This is a genomic window from Streptomyces nanshensis (assembly GCF_001751255.1).
GTDB classification, from domain to species: Bacteria; Actinomycetota; Actinomycetes; order Streptomycetales; family Streptomycetaceae; genus Streptomyces; species Streptomyces nanshensis_A.
Window position 1 is genome coordinate 1 of record NZ_LJGW01000302.1, and the last position, 6,271, is coordinate 6,271.

5 protein-coding genes are annotated in these 6,271 nt (G+C 70.4%); 1 reads left to right on the top strand and 4 read right to left on the bottom strand.

The window, feature by feature from the left end:
- Positions 1-71: 71 nt before the first annotated feature.
- From AN218_RS17790 to AN218_RS17805, 4 genes are all read right to left on the bottom strand, one after another.
- Positions 72-1,460, bottom strand: coding sequence for a GH1 family beta-glucosidase (locus AN218_RS17790; protein WP_070017880.1), 1,389 nt, complete (start codon positions 1,458-1,460; stop codon positions 72-74).
- A 474-nt stretch (positions 1,461-1,934) separates the two neighbouring features.
- On the bottom strand, positions 1,935-2,915 hold the full coding sequence (locus AN218_RS17795) for a carbohydrate ABC transporter permease (RefSeq protein WP_079132290.1): 981 nt from the start codon (positions 2,913-2,915) through the stop codon (positions 1,935-1,937).
- The gene (locus AN218_RS17800) at positions 2,908-3,918 is read right to left on the bottom strand and encodes a carbohydrate ABC transporter permease (protein ID WP_070017881.1); all 1,011 of its coding nucleotides are present in this window, start codon (positions 3,916-3,918) and stop codon (positions 2,908-2,910) included. The genes AN218_RS17795 and AN218_RS17800 overlap by 8 nt, the downstream gene beginning before the upstream one ends.
- 9 nt (positions 3,919-3,927) lie before the next feature.
- Complete coding sequence (locus AN218_RS17805; protein ID WP_070017882.1) at positions 3,928-5,247, bottom strand: ABC transporter substrate-binding protein; 1,320 nt, start codon at positions 5,245-5,247, stop codon at positions 3,928-3,930.
- 138 nt (positions 5,248-5,385) lie between these two features.
- Between AN218_RS17805 and AN218_RS17810 the strand changes: the two genes are divergently transcribed.
- Positions 5,386-6,271, top strand: an 886-nt coding sequence (locus tag AN218_RS17810; RefSeq protein WP_070017883.1) for an ROK family transcriptional regulator, incomplete at its 3' end; no start/stop codon positions are given.

A 6,271-nucleotide genomic window follows, 5' to 3' on the forward strand; every position in this document is an offset into this window, starting at 1 on the left:
GGGCCCGGCGGGTCGTGCCGGGCCCGCACCCGCGGTCATGCGGTCATGCGGTCACGCGGGTCAGTCCGCCGTCACGCCGCGCGGCGTCCGCGGCGCCGGTGCCGGCGCACGATGCTCGCGTACCGCTGACCGCTGCTCTTGACCGTCCGCCGCTGTGTCGCGTAGTCGACGTGGACGAGGCCGAAGCGCTTGTCGTAGCCGTACGCCCACTCGAAGTTGTCCATCAGGGACCAGGCGAAGTAGCCGGCGAGCGGCACGCCCCGCTCGACGGCGTCGGCGCACGCGGCCAGATGCTCGTCGAGGTAGCGGACGCGCTCGGGGTCGTCGACGTGTCCGTCCGGACCCACCACGTCGGGGTAGGCCGAGCCGTTCTCGGTGACGTAGATGCAGCGCGCGCCGTAGTCCTCGGTCATCCGCACCAGCGTCTTGGTCAGGCCGGGTGGGTGCACCTCCCAGTCCATGTGCGTACGGCGGGCACCGGCCGGCACCACCCCACGGGCCTGGGGGAGGGGCCCGCCGGGCTCGTCGGCGACGAGGTTGCGGAAGTAGTAGTTCAGGCCCAGCCAGTCCAGCGGTTCGGCGATCGTCGTCAAGTCGCCCGGCTTCTCGGGGAGTTCGACGCCGTACAGCTCCAGCATGTCCTGCGGGTAGCCGCGCCCGTGCAACGGGTCCATCCACCAGCGGTTGGTGTGCCCGTCGGCACGCCGCGCCGCGGCGACGTCGGCCTCGCGCTCGGTCGCGGGCTCGCAGTGGGTGAGGTTGTTGACGATGCCCACGCGTGCCTCGGGCACGGCCGCCCGGATCGCCTGCACCGCGAGCCCGTGGCCCAGGTGCAGGTGGTACGAGGCGGGCACCGCGGCCGCGATGTCCTTCAGGCCGGGGGCCATGTGCCCCTCCAAGTGCCCGATCCAGGCCGAGCACAGCGGCTCGTTGAGCGTCGCCCAGTGCGTGACGCGGTCGCCGAGCCGCTCGGCCACCACCGCGGCGTACGCGGCGAAGTGCTCGGCGGTCTCGCGCGAGGGCCAGCCGCCGCGGTCCTGGAGGGCCTGCGGCAGATCCCAGTGGTAGAGCGTGGGGAAGGGCGTGATGCCCTCTTCGAGCAGGGCGTCGGTGAGGCGGTCGTAGAAGGCGAGCCCGGCCTCGTTGACGGCGCCGCTGCCGTCGGGCACGACGCGGGGCCAGGCGACGGAGAACCGGTAGGAGTCCACGCCGAGTTGCTTCATCAGGGCGATGTCCTCGCGCCACCGGTGGTAGTGGTCGCAGGCCACGTCGCCGTTGTCGCCGTTGGCGACCTTGCCGGGCACACGGCAGAAGGTGTCCCAGATGGACGGGCCGCGGCCGTCCTCGGCGGCGGCGCCCTCGATCTGGTACGAGGCGGTGGCCACGCCCCAGCGGAAATCGGTGGGCAGTGCGAGGGGTGACGAGGCGGTGGCGGTGGAGGCTTCGGTCGCTTCGGACACGGACTTCCTTTCCTACGGTGCGTGCCGGTTCCTACGGTGCGTGCCGGTCGTACGGGACGGCCTGACGAACGGCCGGCCCGGCGAACGGACGTGCCGGACAAGACGGTTATGCGCCGGGTACGGGCACGACGGACTGCGGACGGACGACGGTCGGCGGGTGACGAGTATCAGGTGGCGGGCGACGGGCGACGGGTGGCGGGCGATGGACGACGGCTGACAGGTGGCGGACGGCGGAGGACGGCCGGCAGGTGACGGATGACGGTCGGCGAACGGCAGTTGACGGGTGACAGATGACAGATGACGGCAGATGTCAGATGACAGCCGGCAGCCGCCGCGCCCCGCCGGCCCGTACGGTCCGCCCGTGCCGTGACGGCGGGACGGCACCGCGCGCACAGTTCGCACAGTTCGCGCCCCCCCCCGTACCGTCACGGCCCGGCGGCCCGGCTCACCCGCTCATGTCGCCCTCCGCGGGCCTCACTTGACCGCGCCCGCGGTCAGCCCGGTGACCAGGTAGCGCTGCAACAGCAGGAACCCGGCGACGATGGGCACGCTCGCCACCAGTGAGGCGGCCATGACCTGGTTCCAGTACACCTGCGTCTGCGTGGCGTAGCCCTGGAGTCCGATGGCGAGGGTGCGCGTCGTCTCGTTCGTCATGACGGACGCGAAGAGGACCTCGCCCCACGCCGTCATGAACGAGTAGACGGCGACGGCCACGATGCCCGGCACCGCCGCCGGCACCACCACCCGCAGCAGCGCCCCGAGCGGACCGCAGCCGTCGGTGAGGGCGGCCTCGTCCAGGTCCCGCGGGATGGAGTCGAAGTAGCCGATCAGCATCCAGATCGAGAAGGGCAGCGTGAAGGTGAGGTAGGTGATGATCAGCGCGCCGCGTGAGCCGTACAGCGCGATGCCCGTCGCGTTCCCGAGGTTGACGAAGATGAGGAACAGCGGCAGCAGGAAGAGGATGCCGGGGAACATCTGCGTCGAGAGGATCGTGACCGTGAACAGCCGCTTGCCGCGGAAGCGGTAGCGGCTGACCGCGTACGCCGCGAAGGTCGCGATGACCACCGAGCAGCCGGTCGCCGCGCCCGCCACGATCAGCGAGTTGAGGAAGTAGTCCGCGAGCGGCACCGTGCTCCAGATGTCCACGTACGGACTGAGCGTCAGCTCGCTCGGAATCCACCGGAAGCGGTCCGAGACGTCCTGGAGCGGCTTGAGCGAGCTGCTGACCATCACCAGCAGCGGCGTCGCCGCGAACAGCGTGAGCAGGGTCAGCACGATGCGCCGTGTCCAGATGAAGGACACCGGGGGCGCGGACGGGGAGCCCGGACGGACGCCCTTCACCGCGCGGACTCCGGCCGCGGCCGGTCCCGTGCCGGGCCGGCGGTCGAGCGTCGCCGTGCCTCCCGTGTCGTCCGCCGTGCCGCCCGCGGGGGCGGTCGCCGTCGTCTCAGACATCGCGCTTCCTCCCCGCGCCCGTGGCCAGCAGATAGACGCCCGTCACCAGCAGCAGGAAGAGCAGCAGCAGCACGGACATGGCCGAGCCGGAGCCGAAGTCCCAGGTGACGAACGACGCTTGGTAGATGTGGATCGAGATCAGGTCCGCCGCCTCGGGGGCCGACTTGCCGAAGAGGATGTACGGCACGTTGAAGTCGTTGAACGTCCACAGGAACAGCACCAGCACCAGCACCTGGTTGACCGGCCGCAGCGACGGCAGCGTGATCCGGCGGATCTGCTGCAGCATCCCGGCGCCGTCCACCTGCGCCGCCTCGTACAGCTCGCGCGGGATGTTCTGGAGCGCGGCCATGAGGATCAGGAAGGCGAACGGCCAGGTGCGCCACACGGCGACGATCACCAGGGCCGCGAAGCTGTTGTCGCCGATGAGCCAGAACGGCTCGGAGTCGGTGAGCCCCAACTGGTCGTGTATGACGTGGTTGACCATGCCGCCGTCCCGCTGGAGCAGGAAGGACCAGGTGATCACGGCGGTGTAGACGGGCAGCGCGTACGGCGTGAGGAACAGGGCCCGCAGCACGCCGCGTCCGCGGAAGGAATCCTGCATCAGGATCGCCGCCGTCACCCCGAGCAGCCACGCGAGGGAGACCGCCAGCACGGTGAAGGCGCAGGTGACGAGGAACGAGTGCAACAGGGCTTCGCCGACGGGGGCGTTGACGTCCACGGCGATGCCGAAGTTGTCCGTCCCGGCCCACGGGGCCTCGCCCCAGTTGCGGATGTACTGCTGCGTCAGCTCCTTGAAGCTCATCACCACGCCGACGGCCATCGGCCCCAGGTGGATGAGGAGTTCGAGGACGAGGGCCGGGAGCAGCAGCAGGTACGGCAGTCCGGCCCGGCGCAGGCGGTCGGGGAGGATGCGCCTGCGCCGGGGGAGTGAGGGCTCGTTGCCGGCCGCCTGCGCCGCGGGGGCCGGACGGGACGTGCCGGGTGGGGGGCTGAGAGTCGTCATCGGTCCGGCTTACTTCCGCATCTGCTGCTGTGCGGCGGTCAGTTCCTTCTTCACCGAAGCCGTGGTCACCTTGCGTCCGGCCGCGGCGTCGGCGAAGAGGTCCTTGGTGGCGTTGCCGACGAGCGTCTCGAACTTCGACTCGTCCGGGACCTGCGGCAGCGGCGCGGAGGAGGTGGTGAGCACCTCGCGCAGCACCTTCAGGTCCGGGGTGTCGAATGCCTTGTCGCTCTGCGCGGACTTCACCGGCGGGATCGATCCGTACTCCGCGTTGAGGGTGCGCTGCTCCTTGTCGGACGTCATGAACTTCGCGAACTTCAGGGCGCCGTCGATGTTGTCGGTGTTCTTGAAGACGGCCAGGTTGATCCCGGCGACCATCGACCTGGTGCCCTTCTCGCCGGAGCCGGGCGCCTGTACGGGGATGGGGGCGACGCCGTACTCGTCGGGCTTCATGCCGTTGGACTTCAGGCTGGTGCCCGCCGCCTGCCACAGCAGCATGGCCGACTTGCCCTTCGCGAAGTCGCGTACGGACTCGCGCTTGGCGAACTCGGCGTTGCCGGGCGGCGCGATCTTGTTGTCGGCCAGCAGGTCGACGTACTGCTTGACGGCCTTCACGGCGCCGTCCGAGTTGAACTGCGGCTTGCCGGAGGAGTCGAAGAAGTCGGCGCCGTGCTGCTTGCCGAGGATGAAGGCGTGGTGCGCGTTCTCGACGGGGTCGCCGCCCTCGACGGCGATGCCGTACTTGTCGCCCTTGGTGAGCTTCTTGCCGTCCTTCACCAACTCGTCCCAGGTGGCGGGGGGTTCGTCGATCCCCGCGTCCTCGAACATCTTCTTGTTGTAGTAGAGGCCGTAGGCGAGGGAGTAGAGGGGCAGCGCCGCCGGGTCCTTCTGCGGTGCGCCGGCCGCGGCCAGTGCGGAGGGCGTGAAGCGGTCGGCGCCGCCGACCTTCGCCATGTTCTTCTTGTCCCACGGCAGCAGCGCGCCCGTGGCCTGCAGCGAGGCCGACCAGGTGTTGCCGATGTTGAGCACGTCAGGGCCCTGCCCGGAGGACGTGGCCGCCAGGATGCGGTCCAACAGGCTGTCCCACGGGATGACTTCGAGCTTGACCTTGATCCCGGTCTGCTTCTCGAAGCGCTTCAGCTCGGGCGTGAGCACCTTCTTGTCATGGGCGATGCTCGTGCCCTGGTTGCTGGCCCAGTACGTCAGTTCCTTCGGCTTGTCGTTGCTGCCCTCGCCGTTGGTCGTGCTGCCGCCTCCGCAGGCTGCGGTGACGGCAGCCATGGCGGCGGCGAGTGTGGCGGTGACTGCGGTGCGTGCCCGGCTTCTGCGCATGGCGACGGCCCCTCCCCGAGGCTCCTGCGTTCGGCCCCTGAATGGTCCGAACCATTAATTTCACGGCGTGAGTTAAGTAGTGAGAGAAGGGGGCGTCAAGACTTCTGACAGAGGTAGATTGGCCGGGGAGGACGGCAGATGGGCGGACACGACAGGCGTACGGTGCGCGACCTGCGGCGCAGCAACCGCGCGGCCGTGCTGCGCCGGCTGTACTTCGAAGGCCCGCTCAGCAGACAGGAGTTGGCCCCGGCGACCGGACTCAGCTCCGGCTCGATAAGCAATGTCGCCACCGAACTCCTCGCGGAGGGCGTGCTGGAGCAGGCCGGCTCGGTCGGATCCGACGGCGGACGCCCCCGGAGACTACTGCGCGTAGCGCCGCACTGCGCCTGCCTCGTCGGCGTCGACGTCGGCGAAACCCGCGTACGCGTCGAGCTGTTCGACCTGATGCTGGGCGAAGTCGCCCGCAGCGAACAGCCGTTGGACGCCGACGGGCACGACGCCGAGTTCGTCGTCCGGCTCATCGAGAAGGGCCTTACCGCCGTGCTCGCCCATGTCGACGCCGCCACGGGCCCGTTGCTGGGCGTGGGCGTCGGCGTCCCCGGCATCGTCGAGCATCCCGCGGACGGCGGGGCGCTCGTGCACGGCCAGACCATCGGCTGGGACGCCGTCCCGCTGGAGGCGATGCTGCGCGAGTCCGCCGGCTTCCCCGGCGGCCGGTTCCCCAACTCCGGCCGTACGGACGGCGATCGGGTGCCGCTGTACATCGGCAACGGCGCCAAGACCCTCGGCCAGGCCGAGATGTGGTTCGGCGCCGGACGCGGGGCGCGCGACGCCGTCATCGCCCTCATCGGCTCCGGCGTCGGCGCGTGCGTCGTCACCGGCGGCGAACCGTACGCGGGCGCCTCCAGCAGCGCGGGCGAGTGGGGCCACACCGTGCTCAGCGTGGGCGGCCGTGCCTGCCGCTGCGGTGCACGCGGCTGTCTGGAGGCGTACGTCGGCGCGGGCGCCGTGCTGGAGCGCTGGC